At 71.8% G+C, this 18852-nt stretch carries 19 protein-coding genes; 9 read left to right on the plus strand and 10 right to left on the minus strand.

Translation table 11 applies throughout. From position 1 onward, the window contains the following. Positions 1-4: 4 nt before the first annotated feature. From GWK15_RS11200 to GWK15_RS11225, 6 genes are all read right to left on the minus strand, one after another. Positions 5-1153, minus strand: coding sequence for an iron-containing alcohol dehydrogenase (locus GWK15_RS11200; protein ID WP_168041360.1), 1149 nt, complete (start codon positions 1151-1153; stop codon positions 5-7). 58 nt (positions 1154-1211) lie between these two features. Beyond that, complete coding sequence (locus GWK15_RS11205; RefSeq protein WP_168041361.1) at positions 1212-2324, minus strand: LLM class flavin-dependent oxidoreductase; 1113 nt, start codon at positions 2322-2324, stop codon at positions 1212-1214. A 164-nt stretch (positions 2325-2488) separates the two neighbouring features. Continuing rightward, entirely contained in the window at positions 2489-3514 is a 1026-nt protein-coding gene (locus GWK15_RS11210; RefSeq protein ID WP_209442114.1) for an amino acid ABC transporter substrate-binding protein, read from the minus strand. A gap of 50 nt (positions 3515-3564) precedes the next feature. Continuing rightward, positions 3565-4437 carry an SDR family oxidoreductase gene (locus GWK15_RS11215; RefSeq protein ID WP_168041362.1) on the minus strand — a complete coding sequence of 291 codons (873 nt, stop codon included), beginning with the start codon at positions 4435-4437 and terminating at the stop codon, positions 3565-3567. Between the two features lie 5 nt (positions 4438-4442). Continuing rightward, on the minus strand, positions 4443-5225 hold the full coding sequence (locus GWK15_RS11220; RefSeq protein WP_168041363.1) for an enoyl-CoA hydratase: 783 nt from the start codon (positions 5223-5225) through the stop codon (positions 4443-4445). Between the two features lie 18 nt (positions 5226-5243). Then, the gene (locus GWK15_RS11225; RefSeq protein ID WP_168041364.1) at positions 5244-6653 is read right to left on the minus strand and encodes an amidase; all 1410 of its coding nucleotides are present in this window, start codon (positions 6651-6653) and stop codon (positions 5244-5246) included. Between the two features lie 116 nt (positions 6654-6769). On the opposite strand from GWK15_RS11225, the gene GWK15_RS11230 reads away from it, so the two are divergent. Beyond that, positions 6770-7519 carry an SDR family oxidoreductase gene (locus GWK15_RS11230; protein WP_168041365.1) on the plus strand — a complete coding sequence of 250 codons (750 nt, stop codon included), beginning with the start codon at positions 6770-6772 and terminating at the stop codon, positions 7517-7519. On the opposite strand, the gene GWK15_RS11235 is transcribed toward GWK15_RS11230, so the two are convergent. Both GWK15_RS11235 and GWK15_RS11240 read right to left on the minus strand, forming a co-directional pair. Further along, entirely contained in the window at positions 7520-8857 is a 1338-nt protein-coding gene (locus GWK15_RS11235) for an aspartate aminotransferase family protein (RefSeq protein WP_168041366.1), read from the minus strand. 49 nt (positions 8858-8906) lie between these two features. Next, positions 8907-9563: a DUF1194 domain-containing protein gene (locus GWK15_RS11240; RefSeq protein WP_168041367.1), complete on the minus strand. Its 657-nt coding sequence runs from the start codon at positions 9561-9563 to the stop codon at positions 8907-8909. Positions 9564-9655: 92 nt separating this feature from the next. Here GWK15_RS11240 and GWK15_RS11245 point away from each other — a divergent pair, with 92 nt between their 5' ends. Genes GWK15_RS11245 through GWK15_RS11265 form a run of 5 tightly spaced genes read left to right on the plus strand, consistent with a single transcriptional unit; the run spans position 9656 to position 14690 of the window. After that, on the plus strand, positions 9656-10837 hold the full coding sequence (locus GWK15_RS11245) for an NAD(P)/FAD-dependent oxidoreductase (protein ID WP_245211521.1): 1182 nt from the start codon (positions 9656-9658) through the stop codon (positions 10835-10837). Next, positions 10818-11114: a (2Fe-2S)-binding protein gene (locus GWK15_RS11250; RefSeq protein ID WP_209442115.1), complete on the plus strand. Its 297-nt coding sequence runs from the start codon at positions 10818-10820 to the stop codon at positions 11112-11114. Before GWK15_RS11245 ends, GWK15_RS11250 begins: the two co-directional genes overlap by 20 nt. Beyond that, positions 11111-12490, plus strand: a complete 1380-nt coding sequence (locus tag GWK15_RS11255; RefSeq protein ID WP_338147234.1) for an FAD/NAD(P)-dependent oxidoreductase — start codon at positions 11111-11113, stop codon at positions 12488-12490. The genes GWK15_RS11250 and GWK15_RS11255 overlap by 4 nt, the downstream gene beginning before the upstream one ends. Before the next feature lie 58 nt (positions 12491-12548). Then, positions 12549-14105 carry a L,D-transpeptidase family protein gene (locus GWK15_RS11260; RefSeq protein ID WP_168041369.1) on the plus strand — a complete coding sequence of 519 codons (1557 nt, stop codon included), beginning with the start codon at positions 12549-12551 and terminating at the stop codon, positions 14103-14105. A gap of 3 nt (positions 14106-14108) precedes the next feature. Then, on the plus strand, positions 14109-14690 hold the full coding sequence (locus tag GWK15_RS11265) for a DUF882 domain-containing protein (RefSeq protein WP_168041370.1): 582 nt from the start codon (positions 14109-14111) through the stop codon (positions 14688-14690). Positions 14691-14694: 4 nt separating this feature from the next. Here the strand turns inward: GWK15_RS11265 and mepA are convergent, their stop codons facing one another. Next, positions 14695-15534, minus strand: a complete 840-nt coding sequence (gene mepA, locus GWK15_RS11270; protein ID WP_168041371.1) for a penicillin-insensitive murein endopeptidase — start codon at positions 15532-15534, stop codon at positions 14695-14697. 72 nt (positions 15535-15606) lie between these two features. Here mepA and galE point away from each other — a divergent pair, with 72 nt between their 5' ends. Then, positions 15607-16602, plus strand: coding sequence for a UDP-glucose 4-epimerase GalE (galE, locus tag GWK15_RS11275; protein ID WP_168041372.1), 996 nt, complete (start codon positions 15607-15609; stop codon positions 16600-16602). Here galE and GWK15_RS11280 read toward each other — a convergent pair. Then, positions 16584-17225, minus strand: coding sequence for a DapH/DapD/GlmU-related protein (locus GWK15_RS11280; RefSeq protein ID WP_168041373.1), 642 nt, complete (start codon positions 17223-17225; stop codon positions 16584-16586). The two genes, galE and GWK15_RS11280, sit on opposite strands and share 19 nt — an antisense overlap. A gap of 154 nt (positions 17226-17379) precedes the next feature. On the opposite strand from GWK15_RS11280, the gene GWK15_RS11285 reads away from it, so the two are divergent. Next, positions 17380-18087 carry a glutathione S-transferase N-terminal domain-containing protein gene (locus GWK15_RS11285; RefSeq protein ID WP_168041374.1) on the plus strand — a complete coding sequence of 236 codons (708 nt, stop codon included), beginning with the start codon at positions 17380-17382 and terminating at the stop codon, positions 18085-18087. A 35-nt stretch (positions 18088-18122) separates the two neighbouring features. Then, entirely contained in the window at positions 18123-18764 is a 642-nt protein-coding gene (locus tag GWK15_RS11290; RefSeq protein ID WP_168041375.1) for a VOC family protein, read from the plus strand. Positions 18765-18852: the final 88 nt, after the last annotated feature.

Consider the following 18852-nt stretch of genomic DNA (forward strand, 5'->3'; position numbering starts at 1 on the left):
CCCGTCAGGCCGCCAGGCGCAGGATCGCCTCGAGATCCGCGGGCCCACGGATGGGTCGAGGATTGGTCGCGATCGGCGCGTCGCCCTTCCAGCGCGCCGCGAGGCCCGGGATCTCCTCCGCCGCGATGCCCTGCTCGGACAGCCGCGTCGGCAGGCCGAGGCTGCGCACGAAGGCTTCGATGGCCGGCCCGGCCTCCTCGCCGCCGAAGATGTGCGCGACGTCGCGCTGGCGGTGTTCGTTGACCGGTGCGTTCCAGCGCATCACCGCATGCAGCATGAGGCAGGAGGTGATGCCGTGCGGCACGCCCCGCGCGGCGCCGAGGATGTAGCCGAGGCCATGGCTCGCCCCGACCGGCACGCCGGACCACCCGCCCATCACCGACAGCCAGGCCGCTTCCTGGCAGGCCGCGCGGGCCGCGAGATCCCCCGGGTTGCGGCGCACGCGCGGCAGGTTCTCCGCCAGTATGAGCATCGCCTGGCGCGAGACCGCATCCGAATAGGCCTGCGGCGCCGTCGAACACCAACGCTCCGCCGCGTGGTCGAGTGCGCGGATGCCCGAGGACAGCAACAGTTCCGCCGGCGTCTCGAGCGTCGCTGCCGGGTCGAGGATGACCGCGCGCGGCACCATCCAGGGATCGAGCGCGCGATACTTCGTCCCTGCGGCGATGTCGGTGTAGCCGGCATGCGGCGCGAACTCGGCGGCCGAGAGCGTCGTCGGGATGGCGACGATGCGCGGCGCCGGCGCCGATCCGTCCCAGTTCCCCGGGGCCGCACCGCGCGATGCCGCCGCCCCGATCAGCGATCCCGCATCGCCGATGCCGCGCCAGGTGGCGAGGCAGGCGACCTTGGATCCGTCGATGACCGACCCGCCGCCGAGCGCGACGATGAGATCCGCCTCCTGGTCCCGCACAAGCGCGGCCAGCGCGACCACGTCCTCGACCGGGCTGTGGGCGCGCATCGCCGCGAAGGTGCCGGCGAGGCGGTCGCCGATCGCCGCCTTCGCGGACTGCACCAGCGCACCGCCGGCGAGCGAGCGTGTCGTCACCAGCACCACGCGCGACGCCTCGCTCACCTCGCGTGGCAGCGCCTCGGCCAGCGCGGCGCCGAGATGCACGCGGCCCTGGGCCGGCCATTGATGCAGATGCGCGGCCATCCGTCCCTCCTCGATCCCTTGGGGGCGAGGATGGGACGGCGGCCGGCGCCGGACAAGGCTACTGCGCGGCGGCGAGCGAGGCCTGGCGCGGCGGCACCAGGTGCTTCACCTTCGGCAGCACTTCGGTCTGCAGCAGGCCGAGCGAGGTCTTCCACGCCTCCGGGTTCTCGACGTAGTCGAAGCCGAAGACGAGGAGCTGACCGAAGCCGCCGACCTCGTGGTAGATGCGCTCGATCTTCTCGGCGACCGTCTTCGGGCTGCCGACGATCCAGTTGTGATGCGCGCAGTATTCCGCGGTGACGTCGGAATCCGCGACGTCGGGGCTGTGCTTCAGGTAGTCCTTGAAGCCGAACTGCGCGAGCAGCTGCAGGAAGTACTCGTTCATCATCCGGCCCATCATGGAGCCGACCGACAGCCGCCAAGCTTCCTCGTCGGTCTCGGCGACGAAGACCTCGCGCACCAGGCGCCAGTCGCCGCGCCAGGGGGTGCGGCCCACCTTGCGCGCCCCGGCCTCGACGCTGTCCCAGTGCGAGGAGACATAGGCCGGGTTGAGGTTGAGCGAGAGCGGCAGGAAGCCCTTCTCGCCGGCGAGTTTCAGCGTGTCGGAATTCTTCGACAGCCCCGCGACGCCGATCGGCGGATGCGGCGTCTGCAGCGGCTTGATGTGCGGCTTGAGGAACCCGAACATCAGCTCGGGCTTGTCGACCTTCCAGTACTTGCCCTCGTAGTGCCAGGGCCCGTCGTCGGACCACATCTTGAGGATGATCTCGAGCGCCTCGCGCGTCATGTCGCGGTTCTGGCCGGACATGCCGTCGACGTTGAACATCGCCCAGTCCGACGGCAGGCCCGAGGCTGCCACGCCGAACATCAGCCGCCCTTCCGACAGGTGGTCGAGCATGGCGACACGGTGCGCGAGCTCGGCGGGGTGGTGATAGGGCAGCAGGAAGCCGCCGGGGCCAATGCGCAGCCGCTTGGTCTGCAGCAGCGCCTGCGCGATCAGCAGGTCGGGGGAGGGATGGGGCTCCCAGGGGGCGGTATAGTGCTCGCCGATCCAGGCTTCGGAGAAGCCCATCTCGTCGAGCCAGCGGAGCACTTGCAGGTCCCAGTCATGACCTGCCTTCAGGCCGCGCTCGGGCGGATGGGACGGCATGGTGAAATAGCCGAATTCCATCGGATGCTTCCTCCTCGTCTCCGGTTCCTGCCGGTTGGAGGGGATCATCCGCCGTGCGTGCCGCGGCATGCAACCGCAAAGGAATGGACGGCGCTTCACCTGTCCGGGATAGGCGCCGCCCGGCCCCCGCCGGGCGGCGGGGGCGAGTCACGTCGATGCGCGGTTCAGCGCATCGGCCAGGAATACATCAGCCCGCCATTCGTCCACAGCCGGTTCAGCCCACGTTCCAGGCCGATCGGGGTGCTCGGGCCGATGGTGCGATCGAATAGCTCGCCATAATTCCCCACCGCGCGGATCGCGTTGTAGGCCCAGGCCGCGTCGAGCTTGAGCGCGTTGCCCAGCAGCGGATCGGCGCCGAGCAGGCGGCGGATCTCGGGATTGGTGCTGGTGCGGCGCAGTTCCTCGGCATTCTGGCTGGTGACGCCGAGTTCCTCCGCGTTGATCAGCGCGGAAATCGTCCAGCGGATCACGTCGAACCATTCCTGGTCGTCGCGCCGCACCACGGGGCCGTAGGGCTCCTTCGAGAAACGCTCGGGCAGGATCACGTAGTCATTGGGATTGGTGAACTGGCTGCGCAGGGCTGCGAGCTGCGTCGCATCGGTGCCGATCGCATCGCACCGCCCGGCCTGCAGCGAGGCCGCATTGTCCTGCATGCGTTCCTGCAGCACCGGGGTGAAGCGCAGGTTGTTCGCACGGAACCAGTCCGTCGTGACGAGTTCGTTCGTCGTGCCGGGCGAGAGGCAGATGGTCATGCCATCCATCTCGCGCGGGTTGGTGATGTTGGCGTCGCGCCGCACCATGAAGCCGTGGCCGTCATAGAGGTTCGCGATGGTCAGCCGCAGGCCGAGCGTGGTGTCGCGCGTCATCGACAGCGTGGTCTGGCGGATCAGCACGTCGATCTCGCCCGATTGCAGGGCGGTGAAGCGCTGCACCGCGGTCAGCGGCACGAAGCGGACCTTGTTCGGGTCGCCCAGCACCGCGGCCGCGACGGCGCGGCAGAGATCGGCATCCATGCCGCGCCAGACGCCCTGGCTGTCCGGCAGCGAGAAGCCGGCGACGCCGACATTGACGCCGCAGGCGAGGACGCCGCGGCTCTTGACGCCATCGAGGGTAGCGCCGGCGAAGGCGGGCCCGGCCAAGCCGAGCCCCAGTCCGGCGGCAAGGGCCGCCATCCAGCGTGTGATCTTCATGCTCGCTCCTCCATCCGCCGGCGGGATGCACCTGCCGGACCGGTTGATGTCTATCCGCGCTTCGCCTTGTCGGCCTCGTTGCGCGCCCTGATGCGGGCGCGCGCCTCGTCCCATTCCGCGTCGCCCCAGGAGAGGTAGTCGTGGAAGCCGCCGCCCGCCGTCAGCCAGTTGCCGCCGTCAAGGGCGATGGTCTCCCCGTTGATCCAGATCGGCGCCAGCAGGAAGGCGGCCATGTCGCCGATGTCCTGCGGCGTGCCGACGCGGCGCATCGGGTTCTTCGCTGCCGCGCGCTCGGCCGGGTTGTTCTCGCCGGGGCGCAGGCGGGCGAACATCCCCTCGGTCGGGATGGTGCCCGGCGCGATGGCGTTGAGCCGGATGCCGTAGCCCCCCCATTCCACCGCGAGCGACTTGGTCATCGCGTCGATGCCCGCCTTGGACATGGCCGAGGGCACCACGAAGGGCGCACCGGTGCGCACCCAGGTCACGATGATCGAGACGACGGCGCCGCCGGTGCCGTCCTTGATCCAGCGCTTCCCCACCGCCTGCGTCACCTGGAAGGTGCCGTGGAAGACGATGTCGGCGATGGCGTGGAAGGCGCGGTGGGACAGGTCCTCCGTGCGGCTGACGAAATTCCCGGCGGCGTTGTTGATCAGGTGCGTCGCCGGCCGGCCTTCGGCCCACATGGCGGCGACCGCGGCCTCGACCGCCTCGGGGTCCTTGATGTCGACGGCGCGCGCGCTCGCCTTGCCGGGATGCTTCGCGTTCATCTCGGCGGCGGTGGCCTGCACCACCTCGCCGCGCCGCCCCCAGATCTCGACCGCGGCGCCGAGGTCGAGCAGCCGCTCGGCCATCATGCGCCCAAGGCCGGTGCCGCCGCCGGTGACCAGCACGCGGCTGCCGGCGAAGAGCCCGTCGCGGAACATGCGCGCTATTCCGCCGCGAGGAAGCGGGAGAAGTCCGGCTTGCGCTTCTCCTGGAAGGCGGCGACGGCCTCCGCGGCCTCGGGGCCCCGCAGCAGGGCGCCGAACTTCGCGAATTCCTCGGTCATGTGGGCGGTCAGGCGGGATTCCTCGGCCTGGCGCAGCAGGCGCTTGGTCGTCGCCATGGCGGTGGGCGGCTTGGCGGCCAGCTTGCGCGCGACGGCGCCCGCGGTGTGGAACAGGTCGGGCAACGGCACCACCGCGTTCACGATGCCGGCGCGCAGCGCGGTCTCTGGCGTGAAGGCCTCGCCCAGCATGAGCAATTCGTTCGCGAGCAGCTGCCCCGCGCGCTGCGGCACCACCAGCGACGACCCGCCTTCCGGGCATAGCCCGAGATCCACGAAGGGCATGCGGAACACCGCGGTATCCGCGGCATAGACGAAGTCGCAATGCAGCAGCAGCGTGGTGCCGATGCCGATGGCGTAGCCCGCCACCGCGGCGACGACGGGCTTCGGGCATTCGCGCAGCGCGGCGAGGAACTCCCGCGCCGGGGAGGGCACGTCCGCCGCCTGGTCCCCGCGCGCCTTGAAGTCGCCGACATCGTTGCCCGAGGTGAAGCAGGCCGATCCGCCGGTGATGAGCACGACGCGCACGGCGGGCGACGTCGCGGCCTCCCGCAGCGCCTCCCCCATCGCGGCGTACATGGCGCGCGTCAGGGCGTTCTTCTTGTCGGGGCGGTTGATGTGGATGGTCCGCAGCCCGGCATCGTCGGTGACGTCGATCTCGCTCATGGTTTCCTCCGCACGCGTTCAGGCGATGATCGGCGGAATGGCGTCCGCGATCCAGCGCGCAATCGCCGTGGCCCTTTCGTCCTGGTGCGGCTGGGCCGTGACGGCGAGGCCGAGCGGCATGCCCTCGACCGCCATCCGCGGCACCGTGACCACCGGGCAGCCTAGGCCGGAGGAGGCCGTGTTCATGATCGGATTGCCCGTGGTGTGCAGGATACGGTTGGTCGAACCGCCGGTGTCGCCGGGAAGCGGCGCCGGGCCGCAGGCGGGCAGGCCGATGAAGGCGTCGACCTCGCCGGCCAGCGCGGCCTGGGCGCGGCGCATCTCCTCCCGCTGCAACAGCCGCGCGCGGTATTGCGCGAGCGTGACGGAGCAGCCGAGCTCGAAGCGTGCCTTCAGGCTGGCGCTCAGCGCGTCCGGGTTCTTCGCCATCATGTTCGCGACCGACCAGGCGCTCTCATAGGCGCAGACATCGGTGGCGAGCGCCATCGCGCCTATGACGCGCTGTTCCAGCATCTCGAGCAGCGGATGGTCGCCGCGGCGGATGACCTCGACGCCCTGGGCGCGCAGCGCGTCGAGCGCCCGTTCGAAGGCCGCGGCGGCGGCGGGTTCGACGACGGCCCAGCCCTCGGTCTCCAGCACCGCTAGACGGCGGGGCCTTAACGCGGGCGGCGGCGCTTCCCCGGTGAAATACATGCCCGGCGCGCCGGGATCGCCGCCGACGCGCTTCACGATCTCGACGGCGATCTGCCACATGTCTTCGGCCGAGCCGGCATGGATGCCGACGGTCGACTGGCTGAAGCCCTGGCGTTCCCCGCGGTTGATCCCGCCCTGCGTCGGCTTGAGCGCCCAATTGGCGTTGAACGATGCCGGGCGGATGACGCTGCCGAGGACCTGCGTGCCGATCGCCGCCGGCAGCATCCGCGCGCTGATGACCGCACCTGAACCGGAGGATGATCCGCCCGGGGTCCGCCGCAGGTCGAAGGGATGCCGCGTCGGCCCCGGATGCGACATGCCGAGCTCGGTCGTGACGGTCTTGCCGACGATGACCGCGCCGGCCTGGCGCAGCGCCTGCACGAGCGCGGAATCGCGGCCCGGCCGGTTCCCCTTGTAGAAGGCGCTGCCCATCTCGGTCGGCAGGTCGCGCGTCTCGAGCAGGTCCTTGATGCCGATCGGCAGCCCGTCGATGGGCGAGAGCGGCGCGCCGGCACGATATCGCGCCGTCGAGGCGTCCGCCGCCTCGCGCGCCCCGGCCTCGTTCAGGCTGACGAAGGCCATCACCTGCGGCTCGAGCGCGGCGATGGTCTCGAGGCATCGTTCCAGATAGGCGCGCGGCGTGTCCGACCCGTCGCGGAAGCGTGGCACCGCATCGTGGAAGGTGAGCGGTCGGAAGGACTCGGGCGAATAGGATTGCGGGGCGGGCAGGTCCATCGGGCGTCTCCTCGGCGGCGCATGCTTGCCCGCGCGCGACGCCCCGGCAAGCCACGCGGGCTGACAGCGCGCGCCGCTTCCGCAAAGATGCGCGCAAGATCGGGATGGAGGGACGCATGACGCGGCGCGTGATGATGGTGACGGGCGGTTCGCGCGGGATTGGCGCGGCAACAGCGGTCCTGGCCGCGCAGCGCGGCTACGACCTGCTGCTGACCTATCGCAGCGAGGTCGCGCGCGCCGAGGCGACCGCGCGGGCCTGCGAGGCGGCGGGCGCGCGCGTCATCCTCATGCAGGGCGATGCGGGATCGGAAAGCGACATTCTCGCCGCCTTCAACCGGATCGACGAGGCCTTCGGCCGCATCGACGTGCTGGTGAACAATGCCGGCATCACCGGCCCGCGCCGGCTGCTGGCGGACAGCACGCTCGAGGACTGGGTCTCCGTCTTCACGCCCAATGTCGTCGGCGTGGCGCTGCATTGCCGGGAGGCGGTGCGGCGGATGTCGATCAAGCGCGGCGGAAAGGGCGGCGCGATCGTCAATGTCTCCTCCCGCGCGGCCGAGATCGGCGGCGGCGGCGAATGGGTCCATTACGGCGCGAGCAAGGGCGCGGTGGATACGTTGACGGTCGGCTTGGCGCGCGAGGTCGCAGCCGAGGGCATCCGCGTCAACGCCGTCGATCCCGGGCTGATCGACACCGAGATCCACGCCGCGGCCGGGGCGCCGGATCGCGTCGCCCGGCTGTCGGCCGGCGTGCCGATGGGGCGCGGCGGCACGGCGCAGGAAGTGGCGGAATGCATCCTCTTCCTCGCCTCGGACGCCGCGTCCTATGTCGCGGCGGCCTGCCTGCCCGTGGGCGGGGGGCGGTAGCTAGGCTGCCGTGAGCACCGGCTTCCGCGCGGCGCAGAATTCTTCCACCGCGGCGACGAAGCGGTCGCAATCGGCGTCGGTCGTCGGCAGCATCAGCGCCGCCATGCCGCGGCGGGCGAGGTAGATCCCCGCCGCGAGCATGTCGAAGAAGAACAGCTCGCGCATCTGCTCCTCGGCCGGCGCGGCCTTGTAGGGCGCGGTGACCGGCCCGGTGCGGAAATGCGGATTCAGCATCGACCCCGCGCCGGTGAAATGCATCGCGAGGCCATGCTTCGCGCAGACCGCGTTCAGCGCCGCGCGCAGCCGCTCGCCGCGCGCGAAATGCGCCTCGGCCGCCGCCTCGTCGAAGATCTCGCCCATCGCGACGCAGCCCGCGGCCATGGACAGCACGTTGTTGTTGAAGGTGCCGGCATGGGGCAGGGCGCCGGGCTTGTGGCCGTCGAACACAGCCATCACGTCGCGCCGCCCGCCGAAAGCGCCGAAGGACATCCCGCCCGCCATATACTTCCCGAAGGTCGTCATGTCGGGCGTGATGCCCATGCGCTGCTGCAGCCCGCCATAGCCGTGGCGGCTGGTCATCACCTCGTCGAAGATCAGCAGCGCGCCGGTCTCCCTCGTCGCGTCGCGCAGGGCCTGGAGGAATTCCCGCGTCGCGGGGATGCAGCCGCCCGATCCCTGCATCGGCTCGACGATCACCGCGGCCAGCTTGTCGCCGGCCTCACGGATCGCCGCCGCGGCGCCCGCCGGGTCGTTGTAGTCGGCGAAGCGCATCGGGATCGGCAGGTTCACCGCCGAGACCGGCACGCCGACCGGGAAGGTGAAGACGCCGCCATGGTAGCCGCCGCGGAAGGCCATCACCTCGGTGCGCCCGGTGAAGCCACGCGCGCCGGCCAGCGCCATGATGTTCGCCTCGGTCCCCGAATTGGTGAAGCGCACCTGCTCGACCGAGGGGAAGCGCCCGCAGATCAGTGCGGCGAGCATCCCTTCCTTCTCGCCCACCGCGGCGAGGTTGATGCCACGATCCATCGCCGCCTTCACGGCATCGAGGATGCGCTTCTCGGAATGGCCGAACAGCCCCGCGGAATACTCGCCGCAGAGGTCCAGGTATGCGTGCCCGTCCGCGTCCCAGACGGTGGTGCCCTCGCCGCGCACCATGGCGGTGGGGAAGGGCGTGTAGAACAGCACCGTGCGGGTGTTGCCGCCGGGCATGACCTCGCGCGCCTTGGCGTGGATCGCGGCACTCTTCGGACGGGCGGCGACATAGGCCTCGCGCGCCTCGGCCAGCGCGGCCTCGAGGTCGCTGTTGCGCGGGTCGCGCGGGGCGTCGAGCGGGCTCATGGCGTCCTCCGGCAGGGGCGAAGGAGGCTCGCGCCGCGGCCCGGCGGCGTCAACCGCCGGGAAGCCCCGGGATCCGGAGCGCGATTTCGGTCGTCAGCTTGGCCCGGAAGGCGTCGGCGTAGGCGCCGGGCGCTGTGGAGGAACGCAGGAACCCGCTGACCACATGCTCGCGCAGCCAGTCCTCGATCCCCGCGAGCGTGGCCGGGTCCTCCGGCGCCGTCTCGGGGTCGTCGATGGAACTGAAGGCGATGGCATTGATCGTGACGCCCTGCGCGGCGAGGACGGCCCGGGCCTGCGCCGCCGCGACATGCCCGGCCGTCTCGTAGCCATCGGTCGAGATGTCGATGACGCTGCGTTCGGGCTCGCAGGGCGCCTCGCGCAACGCCGCGCCGGCATGCAGCAACGCATCGCCGATCGCGGTGGACAGCGGATGACCCAGCCGGCCCGTCGCGCGCAGCGCCTCGGCGAAGCGGCGGCCTTCCTCGGCGGTGCGGACCATGGTCCAGGGCAGGCGCGTGGTCGGCACCTGCGCGAAATCCACCACCATCACGGCGATGCCGTCCGAGGCCTCGAGCCCCGCGACGACGTCGCTGTGCTCGAAGGCCGCGGCGGTGCCCTCGCGCTGGGCGCGGAAATGGGCCTCGGAGACCGAACCCGAACTGTCCATCAGCAGGACCAGAGCGGCGAGGCAGGCGGGAAGGGGCATGGCACGCATCTCCCTCGGGACCGCGTGCAGCGTCGCGCCGGACCTGCCGGAAGGTCCCGAAGGGCGGCCGAAATTGGGCCGAAGACCTGCCAATGGAACGTCGGGCATGGGCCCTGGTTGACGGCCCGGCCATGGCGCCGTCCCATGCGGGCATGCAGACGCGCGGCAGCGACGTGATCGTGGTGGGTGGCGGCCTCGTCGGCGCGGCCATCGCGCACGGCCTGCGCGGCGAAGGGCTCGACACCGTGCTGCTGGACGAAGGCGACATTGCCTTCCGCGCCAGCCGCGGCAATTTCGGCCTGGTCTGGGTGCAGTCGAAGGGGTTCGGCGCGCCCTGGTACCAGCGCTGGACGCGCGGTTCGGCCGGGGAATGGCCGGGGCTGGCCGCCGACCTCGCCGCGCGCACCGGCATCGACACCGCGCTGCAGCAGCCCGGTGGTGTGCATCTCTGCCTCAGCGAGCAGGAATTCGAGGATCGCGGCCGCCGCATGGCGCAGATGCAGGTCGAGGCCGGGAATTTCGGCCTCGAGTACCGCATGATCCGCCGCGACGAACTGGCGGAGATGCTGCCGGGCCTCGGCCCTTCCGTCGTCGGCGCCTCCTGGTCGCCCTATGACGGGCATGCGAGCCCGCTCGCGCTGCTGCAGGCGCTGCACCGCGCCTTCACCGAGGCCGGCGGCGCCTACGTTCCCAATGCCAAGGTCACCGGCGGCACCGCCGCGCCGAAGGATTTCCGCGTCGAGACCGCGGCCGGCACCTTCGCCGCGCCACGCATCGTCCTCGCCGCGGGCCTCGGCAATGCCGACCTCGCGCCGGTCTTCGGGCTGAACACGCCGGTGCGCCCGCAGCGCGGCCAGGTCCTGGTAACCGAGCGCGCCCGCACCGTCCTGCCCATGCCCTGCACCACCATCCGCCAGACGGGGGAGGGCACCATCATGCTCGGCGACAGCATGGAGGAGGTCGGCTTCGACACGCGCCAGTCGCCGCCGGTGATGGCGCAGATCGCGCAGCGCGCGGCGCTGTCCTTCCCCTGGATCGCCGAACTCAACATCGTCCGCGCCTGGTCGGCTCTGCGCGTCATGGCCCCGGACGGCCTGCCCATCTACGACCAGTCGGAGCGCTTCCCCGGTGCCTTCACGGCCAATTGCCATTCCGGCGTCACGCTGGCCGGCGCCCATGCGCGGCTGCTCGCGCCGATGATCGCGCGTGGCGCGCTCGATCCCGCCCTCGACCCCTTCTCGGCGAAGCGCTTCGATGTTCCGCGCGCGGCCTGAGGTCCGGCCCGCGACCGTGGAGGTGCTGGTCGAAGGCACCCCGGTGCTGGTGCCCGAGGGTGCGACGGCCGCCGCGGCGGTGCTGCTCGCCGGCCTGCCCGCGATCCGCGAGACGCCGGTCACCGGCAGCCCGCGCCTGCCGCTGTGCCAGATGGGCGTCTGCTTCGACTGCCTGGCCGAGATCGACGGCATCCCGAACCGCCAGGCTTGCATGGTGACGGTCGTCCCCGGCATGCGCATCGCGCGCCAGCACGGCGCGCGGGAGGCGCTGCGGTGAGCGATTTCGACCTCGCCGTCATCGGCGCCGGGCCTGCGGGCATGGCCGCGGCGGTCGAGGCACGGCTCCAAGGCCTCATCGTCCTCGTCGTCGACGAGAACGCCGCCCCCGGCGGCCAGGTCTTCCGCGCCGCCGAGGCCTGCGCGCCCGACCCAGCGGTCGGACCCGACATCATGCCCGGCCTGCCGCTGATCGCCGCCTTCCGGGGCTGCGGCGCCGACTACCGTGCCGCGACGACGCTGTGGCACCTCGACCCGGAGGAGGGCGTGCTGTCGCTCGCCGCCGCCGGCACGACGGAGACGGTCACCGCGCGGCGCGTCCTGCTCGCGACCGGCGCGCAGGAACGCCCGGTGCCGATCCCGGGCTGGACGCTGCCGGGCGTGATGGGCGCGGGGGCGGCGCAGATCCTGCTCAAGACCGCCGGGGCGGTGCCGGTGGGGCCGACCGTGCTCGCGGGGCAGGGGCCGCTGGTCTGGTTGCTCGCGGTTCAGCTCGCCCGCGCCGGTGTGGCCCCGCTGGTGCTCGAGACGCGGACGGTGTCTATCGCCGCCGCGTTGGCCAAGGCCGGCGGCGGCCTGGTGGCCGGGCGCGGGCTGCTGGCCAAGGGGCTCTCCCTGATGGCCGAGGCGCGGCGGCGCGGCGTGCGCGTGATCCGCGGCGTGCGGGGCCTGCGCGCCGAGGGCGCCAACCGCGTCGAAAGGGTTGCCTGGGAGGGCGGCTCCGCCCCCTGCGACACGCTGCTGCTGCATGAGGGGGTGATCCCCTCGACCCATGTCTCGCGCGCCATCGGCCTCGACCACGCCTGGGACGCGGACCAGGCCTGCTGGCGGCCGGTGGCGGACGATTTCGGCGCGACGTCGTCCGCGCGCGTCGCGGTGGCCGGGGACGGGGCGGGCATCGGCGGCTGGCAGGCCGCCGCCGCGGCGGGCCGCCTGGCTGCCCTCGATGCCGCCCGGCGGCTCGGCGCGCTGTCCGAGGACAGCTTCGCGCGGGAGATTGCCGCGCCGCTCGCCGCCCGGCGGGCCGCGCTGGCCCTGCGGCCCTTCCTGGACGCCCTCTACGCCCCGCCGAATGCGGTCCTGACCCCGCCCGACGAGACGATCGCCTGCCGCTGCGAGGAGGTGACGGCCGGTGCCATCCGCCGCGCCGCCGCCCTTGGCGCGACCGGGCCGAACCAGCTCAAGGCCTATCTCCGCTGCGGTATGGGGCCCTGCCAGGGGCGGGTTTGCGCCCCCACCGTCGCCGCCCTGATCGCCGAGGTTCGCGGTCTCGCCCCCCAGGAGGTTCCGCCGCTGCGCCCGCGGGCGCCCTACAAGCCCGTCACGGTCGGGATGTTGGCGGCGAGTGCGGAATCCTTGCAACAGAGTGCGCCATAACACTCCGCGGGCGCATCGTATTCTTGGCTTTTCAACGTCCGCGCCTTACGAAATCCGCATGCGCGCTGTCCTTGCCCTGTCGATACTGTCCGCCACGACCTTCGCCGTCCTGCCCGCGCAGGCCCAGGCGATCGGGGGCGATGCCGCCGTCCTTGCGACCGAGGCGGTCTCCCCCGCCGCCGTCGCCCGCCTGGCCGAGCGCCTGGCGCGGCTCGAGGAGGATGGTCTCGACCCGCGCTGGTACAACATCCCGGCCGCCGACCTCGCCGCCAGCGATCCCGCGCGCTACCGCGCCGAGACGATGCGCGCCGCGCAGGCCGCGATGCAGGACCTGCTGCTCGGCCGCGTCGCGCAGATCCGCGGCCGCGTGGACCTGCGCCGCGACCCGGCCTCGGTGCGCCTGTCTTCCTGGGTGAACGACCTCGCCACGGCGCGGGAGCCGGCCGAGGTCATCGACCGCGCTTCCGTGCTGCCCGCCGATGCCCGGGCGCTGAAGGCGGAACTGGCGCGCTACCGGGCGCTCGCCGCCGCCGGCGGCTGGCCGCGTATCACCGGGGACCGCACCCGGACGCTCGAACCCGGCGCGACTGACCCGGTGCGCGTGCCGCAGCTGCGCGCGCGCCTCGCCTTCGTCGATCCGGCGGTGATGCAGGGGGCCTCGGCGACCAGCCCGGTCTACGACGCGCAGCTCCAGGCGGCCGCGCGCGCCTTCCAGGAACAGGAAGGGCTCGAGGCCGACGGCCGCATCGGTGCCATCACCTGGACGGCGCTGAACCAGTCCGTCGACGAGAAGATCGCCCAGCTGCGCGTCGCGCTCGACATGCGTCGCGGCACGCCGGCGCCCGCCACGGAACGGCGCATCGAGGTGAACATCCCGCATTTCCGGCTGCACCTTCTGGAAGGCGACCGGGTGGTGCGCGACATGGCGGTGATCGTCGGCCGGCGGGACCGCCAGACGCCGATGCTCAACGTCCGCATGACCTCGGTGCAGTTCAACCCGCAATGGGGCGTGCCGGAGCGCAACGCGCGCGAGGACCTGCTGCCGCGCCTGCAGCGCAATCCCGCCGCCGTGCAATCCGCGGGCTTCCGGCTGTATCAGCGCGTCGACGGAGAGGTGGTCGAGGTCGATCCCTCGACGGTCGACTTCAGCGCCTACACCCGGACCAACTTCCCCTACTACATCCGCCAGGATGCGGGGGATCGTAACGCCCTCGGCCGCATCAAGTTCGTGATGCCGAACGGCGACGACATCTACATGCATGACACGCCCGACCGGCACCTGTTCACGCGGGGCCAGCGGGCCTTCTCCTCGGGCTGCATCCGGCTCGAACGGCCCATGGAGTTGCTTTCCGAGGCGCTCTCGGGCACCACGGGGTGGGACAGGACCCGGGTCGACCAGGTCCTGGCCAGCCGCCGTACCGCGAGCACGCCGATCGCGCGCTCGATCCCCGTGCGGCTGCACTACACGACCACCATCGTGGAAGGGGGCCGAGTGATCATGCGCCAGGACATCTATGGCCTCGATGCCGACTACGCCCGCGCGATGGAACGCGCGCCGGCGCAGCGGCTCGCGGCCGCCGAAGGGGGCGCGCAGCGCGGAACCGCGCTCCGCTGACCCATGGCGAGGCTGTTTCATCCGTTCGCGTGCCCGTGCTGTGCGCCGGGCGCGCCGAACCGGCGTGAGGTCATCAAGGCGGCGCTGGGCGGGCTTGCCGCCCTGGCCGTGACCCCCGCCGCGGTGCAGGCCCAGATGGGCGGCACCCGTGTCGTCCGCATCAAGCGGGTGCAGACCGGCGAATCCTTCGAAGGCGTCTATTGGCGCGACGGCCGTTACGACCGCGATGCGCTGCGGCGCCTCGACGTCGTGTTGCGCGACCCGTCCATGGACGAGACGACGCCGATGGATCCCCGCCTGTTCGACGTGCTGAACGTCGTCGCGACGCGCCTCGATTCCGACGAATCCTTCGAGGTGATCAGCGGCTACCGGGCGCCCGAGACGAATGCCGCCCGGGCGCGGCAGTCGCGGCGCGTCTCCCGCGTGTCGCTGCACATGTCGGGCATGGCCGCCGATGTGCGGCTGCCCGGGCGCCAGGCGATCGCCATCGCGCGGCTCGCGGCGGACATGCAGATCGGGGGCGTCGGGCTCTATCGCCGCGACGGTTTCGTCCACCTCGATTGCGGGCCGGCGCGGCGTTGGTAGGCGCCTAGCGCGCGTTCAGCACCCCTGCGCAGGCAGCGGGCAGTTGCGGCGCCGGGCCCTGGCGCCGCGGGCGCGGGGCGCGTGCCTCGGCCGAGAACCACCAGTCGAGGCTCGCATCGCAGCCGTCGCCCGGCGGCGGGGGCGGCGGCGCGCCGGTGCATTCCGCCTGGCCGGCGGGGCAGGGCAGGCGGATATGCATGTGGGCATCGTGGCCCCACCAGGGCCGGACGCGCCGCAGCCAGGGCTCGCCCGCGTGGCGGCGGCACAGTTCCCGCTTGATCGCGGCATTGACCAGCAGGCGGTCGATCCCGGGCTGTTCGGCGGCCAGCCGGATCAGCGCCGCATGGCGTTCGGTGAAGCGCCGCGGATCGACCCCAGACCCGTCCGGCAGCACCAGGGAGGCAGGCTGGATACCTTCCCGCTGCGCCGTCGGCAGCAGCGGCTTCACCGACAGGTCCAGCCAGATGTCGGCATCGATGCCGATCTGGTGGCTGGCATGGCCGAAGCTCATCGGCCCGCCGCGCGGCTGGGAAATGTCCCCCATCCAAAGGTCCGGGAACCCCGCCGCGCGCGCCCGCTGCGCGAAGGTGGTCAGCCAGGCGACCATCGCCGGATGGCCCCAGTGCCGGTTGCGGCCTGTGTTCACCGCCTGCCAGCCTGGCCCGTGGTCGGGCAGTTGCACCGCGCCGGCGATGCAGCCGAGCCCCGCGCTGCCGACGATCCGCGCCGGTCCCGGCGCCGGCGCCGTCACCGCGCCCCAGAGTTCCGCCCGCGTGATCCCCTGCGCCGCCGCGGCGCCGGAGAGGATCAACGTAAGAATTGCGCCCAGCGCTGCCTTGCCCATGCCCGATTGCTAGAGCAGATGGCGGCGGGGCGGAAATGCCCGTCATCGTGATCGCGGTCCCGGAGGATCGGTTTGGCCCGTTATCTTGTCACCGGCGGCGCCGGCTTCGTCGGCAGCCACGCGGTGCTGGCACTTCTCGACCGCGGGCACGAAGTCGTCGTGTTCGACAATCTCACCCAGGGCCATCGCGCGGCCGTGCCGTCGGCCGCGACGCTGGTCGAGGCCGAACTGGCCGATACGAAGCGCGTCGCGGAGGTCTTCGCCACCTGGCGCTTCGATGCGGTGCTGCATTTCGCCGCCCTGTCCATCGTCGGCGCGAGCATGCGCGAGCCGCTGCACTACATCGCCGAGAACGTCGGGCATTCGCTGCGCCTGGCGGATGCCGCGATCAAGGCCGGCTGCCTGCGCTTCGTGTTGTCGTCCACGGCCGCGCTGTTCGGCGACCCCGATCGCGTGCCGATCGACGAGGACTGTCGCATCGCCCCGTCGAATCCCTATGGCGACAGCAAGCGGATGGTCGAGGAAGGCCTCGCCTGGGCCGGGCGCATCCACGGCCTGCGATTCGCCACGCTGCGCTACTTCAACGCCGCGGGCTCCGATCCCGCCGGCCGGGCGGGCGAGGACCACGACCCCGAGACGCATCTGGTGCCGCTCGCGATCGATGCCGCGCTCGGTCGCCGCCCGGCGCTGACCATCTTCGGCGACGACTACGCGACGCCGGATGGCACCTGCATCCGCGACTACGTCCACGTCACCGACCTCGCCGAGGCGCACATCGCCGCCCTCGCGCGGCTCGAGACGCATGGCTCCTGCCGCTACAATGTCGGCAGCGGCATTGGCGCGTCGGTGAAGGAGGTGATCGCCGCGTTGGAGCGCGTCGGCGGCCGCCCGGTGCCGCATTCCATGGGCCCGCGCCGCGCGGGCGATCCCGCGATCCTCGTCGCCGCATCGGACCGGTTGCGCGCCGAGACCGGCTGGACGCCGAAGCATGGTTCGCTGGACGAGATCGTCCGCACCGCCTGGGCGTGGCGCGAGGCGCACCCCAAGGGCTACGGCGACCGCGGCTGATCCCAGCGGTCGCAGAAGGCCGCGACATCGCCTGACTGGAATTCCCCGAGGCGCTCCATGATCGCCTCGAAGGGCCAGTCCCACCAGGCGATGCGCTGCAGCCGCGTGGCGATCTCCGCGGGGAAGCGCGCGCGGATCACGCGCGCCGGCACGCCGCCGACGATGGCATAGGGCGGCACGTCCTTCGCGACCACCGCGCCGGCGGCGAGCACCGCGCCGTCGCCCACGGTGACGCCGGCGAGCACCGTCACGCCGTGCCCGATCCAGACATCGTTGCCGATGCGCGTGCGGGCCGCGCGCCGGGCCGCGAAGAAGGCAGCGTCGCGCTGCTTCGTCGCGTCGTAGTATTCGGGGCAGTAGGTGAAGCGGTGCTGCGATGGCCGGTCCATCGGATGGTTCGGCGGCCCGATGCGCACCTGCGCGGCGATGGCGCAGAACTTGCCGATCTCGGCATCCGCGACCTGGCAGTCATGGCCGAGATAGGAGTAGTCGCCGAGCGTCGCGTAGGAGACCGCGCAGCGTTCGAGGATCTCGCAGCACGCGCCGATCGTGGCCTCGCGCAGCTTCGCGCTCGGGTGGATGAAGGTCTCGGCGAGCTTCGGGCGCGGGGCGGGCTGGTCCATGGGCCGGGACTGGGCGCCCGCCGCGGTCCCGGGTCAATGCGGAGGACCCGCGCCGGCATCCGCTGGCGGGCGGGTTTCATCCCATCGTCACGGGCCGCCTTGCGCCCCCGCCGGGGCGTGCCCATCGTGGGTTGAACGACCTGAGGAGACTTCCATGCCCGCCCCCATCGAGGTCTGGACCTGGCCGACGCCCAACGGCCACAAGGTCCACATCATGCTCGAGGAACTCGGCCTGGCCTACACGGTGGTCCCGGTCGCGATCGGCAAGGGCGAGCAGTTCCGCCCCGAATTCCTTGCCATCACGCCGAACCACCGCATCCCCGCCATCGTCGACCCGGAAGGCCCGGGCGGGGAGCGCTTCAGCCTGTTCGAGAGCGGCGCGATCCTGATCTACCTGGCCGAGAAGGCCGGATCGGACCTGCTGCCGAAGGACCCCGCCACCCGCTACCGCTGCCTGCAATGGGTGATGTTCCAGATGGGCGGCGTCGGGCCGATGTTCGGCCAGTACAACCACTTCGCGAACTACGCGGCGGAAAAGCTGCCCTACGCCATCGAGCGCTACACCAACGAGGTCGCGCGCCTGCACCGCGTGCTCGACAAGCGCCTGGCCGAAAGCGTCTACCTCGCGGGCCCGGACTACTCGATCGCCGACATCGCGACCTTTCCCTGGATCCGGAACCCCGACCGGCGCAACGTTGATCTCGGTCAATATCCCAACGTGAAGCGCTGGCACGATGCCATCGCCGCCCGCCCCGCCGTGCAGCGCGGCGTCGCGGTCCTGGCGGAGAACCAGCGCCGGGGCACCATGACCGACGCCGAGCGGGAGATCATGTTCGGCAAGACCCAGTTCGCGGTACGCTGACCCGTCCCCGGACCAACACGGACGCCAGGAACCACATGGCCGAGATCGACCATATCGTCATCGGTGCGCGCACGCTCGACGAAGGTGCGCGCTACATCGAGGAGCTGCTGGGCGTGAAGCCCACCAAGGGCGGCGCGCATCCGGGCGTCGGCACGCACAACATGCTGCTGGGCATGGGCGCCAACTGCTACATCGAGCTGATCGCGCCGGATCCGGCCCAGCCCGACCCGCCGCATCCCCGGCCCTTCGACCTCGACGACGCATCGCTGAAGACCGCGCTGGAGGCCGAGCCGCGGCTGATCGCCTATGTCGCCTCGACGCCGGCGCTCGATGCCGTGGTCGCGCGGCTTGGCCCGTCCCATGCGGGCGACATCCGCGCCATGACGCGCGGCAACCTGTCCTGGCGCATGGCCTTTCCGCCGCAGCGGCAGGACATGGACAACCTGATCCCGCCGCTGATCCAGTGGGATGGCGAGCGCGCGGCAAAGCACATCAAGGATTCGGGCTGGCGCCTGACGGGGCTCGAGGCCGAGCATCCCGATGCGGTGGCGGTCCGATCCTCGCTGACGGCGCGCGGCCTCGGCGACGCGGTGAAGGTGCGCCAGAGCCCGCATCCACGGCTGATCGCGCATCTGCGCGGCCGCGACGGGCGCGAGGTGACGCTGACCAGCGCGTGACCGCGCCCGGCGATCACCAACCTTTTCATGTCCTGGTGAACTTGGCTGTGTAGACTCGTGCGGCGGCGCAATGCGCCACCGCATGCGA

Source organism: Neoroseomonas oryzicola (assembly GCF_012163135.1).
Taxonomy (GTDB): Bacteria; Pseudomonadota; Alphaproteobacteria; order Acetobacterales; family Acetobacteraceae; genus Neoroseomonas; species Neoroseomonas oryzicola.

Coding starts and splice junctions, on each gene's coding strand:
- GWK15_RS11285 (WP_168041374.1), top strand. CDS start 17,380: ATGCCCGCCCCCATCGAGGTCTGGACCTGGCCGACGCCCAACGGCCAC.
- GWK15_RS11235 (WP_168041366.1), bottom strand. CDS start 8,857: ATGAGCCCGCTCGACGCCCCGCGCGACCCGCGCAACAGCGACCTCGAG.
- GWK15_RS11215 (WP_168041362.1), bottom strand. CDS start 4,437: ATGTTCCGCGACGGGCTCTTCGCCGGCAGCCGCGTGCTGGTCACCGGC.
- GWK15_RS11265 (WP_168041370.1), top strand. CDS start 14,109: ATGGCGAGGCTGTTTCATCCGTTCGCGTGCCCGTGCTGTGCGCCGGGC.
- GWK15_RS11280 (WP_168041373.1), bottom strand. CDS start 17,225: ATGGACCAGCCCGCCCCGCGCCCGAAGCTCGCCGAGACCTTCATCCAC.
- GWK15_RS11290 (WP_168041375.1), top strand. CDS start 18,123: ATGGCCGAGATCGACCATATCGTCATCGGTGCGCGCACGCTCGACGAA.
- GWK15_RS11260 (WP_168041369.1), top strand. CDS start 12,549: ATGCGCGCTGTCCTTGCCCTGTCGATACTGTCCGCCACGACCTTCGCC.
- GWK15_RS11230 (WP_168041365.1), top strand. CDS start 6,770: ATGACGCGGCGCGTGATGATGGTGACGGGCGGTTCGCGCGGGATTGGC.
- GWK15_RS11200 (WP_168041360.1), bottom strand. CDS start 1,153: ATGGCCGCGCATCTGCATCAATGGCCGGCCCAGGGCCGCGTGCATCTC.
- GWK15_RS11250 (WP_209442115.1), top strand. CDS start 10,818: ATGTTCCGCGCGCGGCCTGAGGTCCGGCCCGCGACCGTGGAGGTGCTG.
- GWK15_RS11245 (WP_245211521.1), top strand. CDS start 9,656: ATGGAACGTCGGGCATGGGCCCTGGTTGACGGCCCGGCCATGGCGCCG.
- GWK15_RS11220 (WP_168041363.1), bottom strand. CDS start 5,225: ATGAGCGAGATCGACGTCACCGACGATGCCGGGCTGCGGACCATCCAC.
- mepA (WP_168041371.1), bottom strand. CDS start 15,534: ATGGGCAAGGCAGCGCTGGGCGCAATTCTTACGTTGATCCTCTCCGGC.
- GWK15_RS11240 (WP_168041367.1), bottom strand. CDS start 9,563: ATGCCCCTTCCCGCCTGCCTCGCCGCTCTGGTCCTGCTGATGGACAGT.
- GWK15_RS11225 (WP_168041364.1), bottom strand. CDS start 6,653: ATGGACCTGCCCGCCCCGCAATCCTATTCGCCCGAGTCCTTCCGACCG.
- GWK15_RS11210 (WP_209442114.1), bottom strand. CDS start 3,514: ATGAAGATCACACGCTGGATGGCGGCCCTTGCCGCCGGACTGGGGCTC.
- GWK15_RS11205 (WP_168041361.1), bottom strand. CDS start 2,324: ATGGAATTCGGCTATTTCACCATGCCGTCCCATCCGCCCGAGCGCGGC.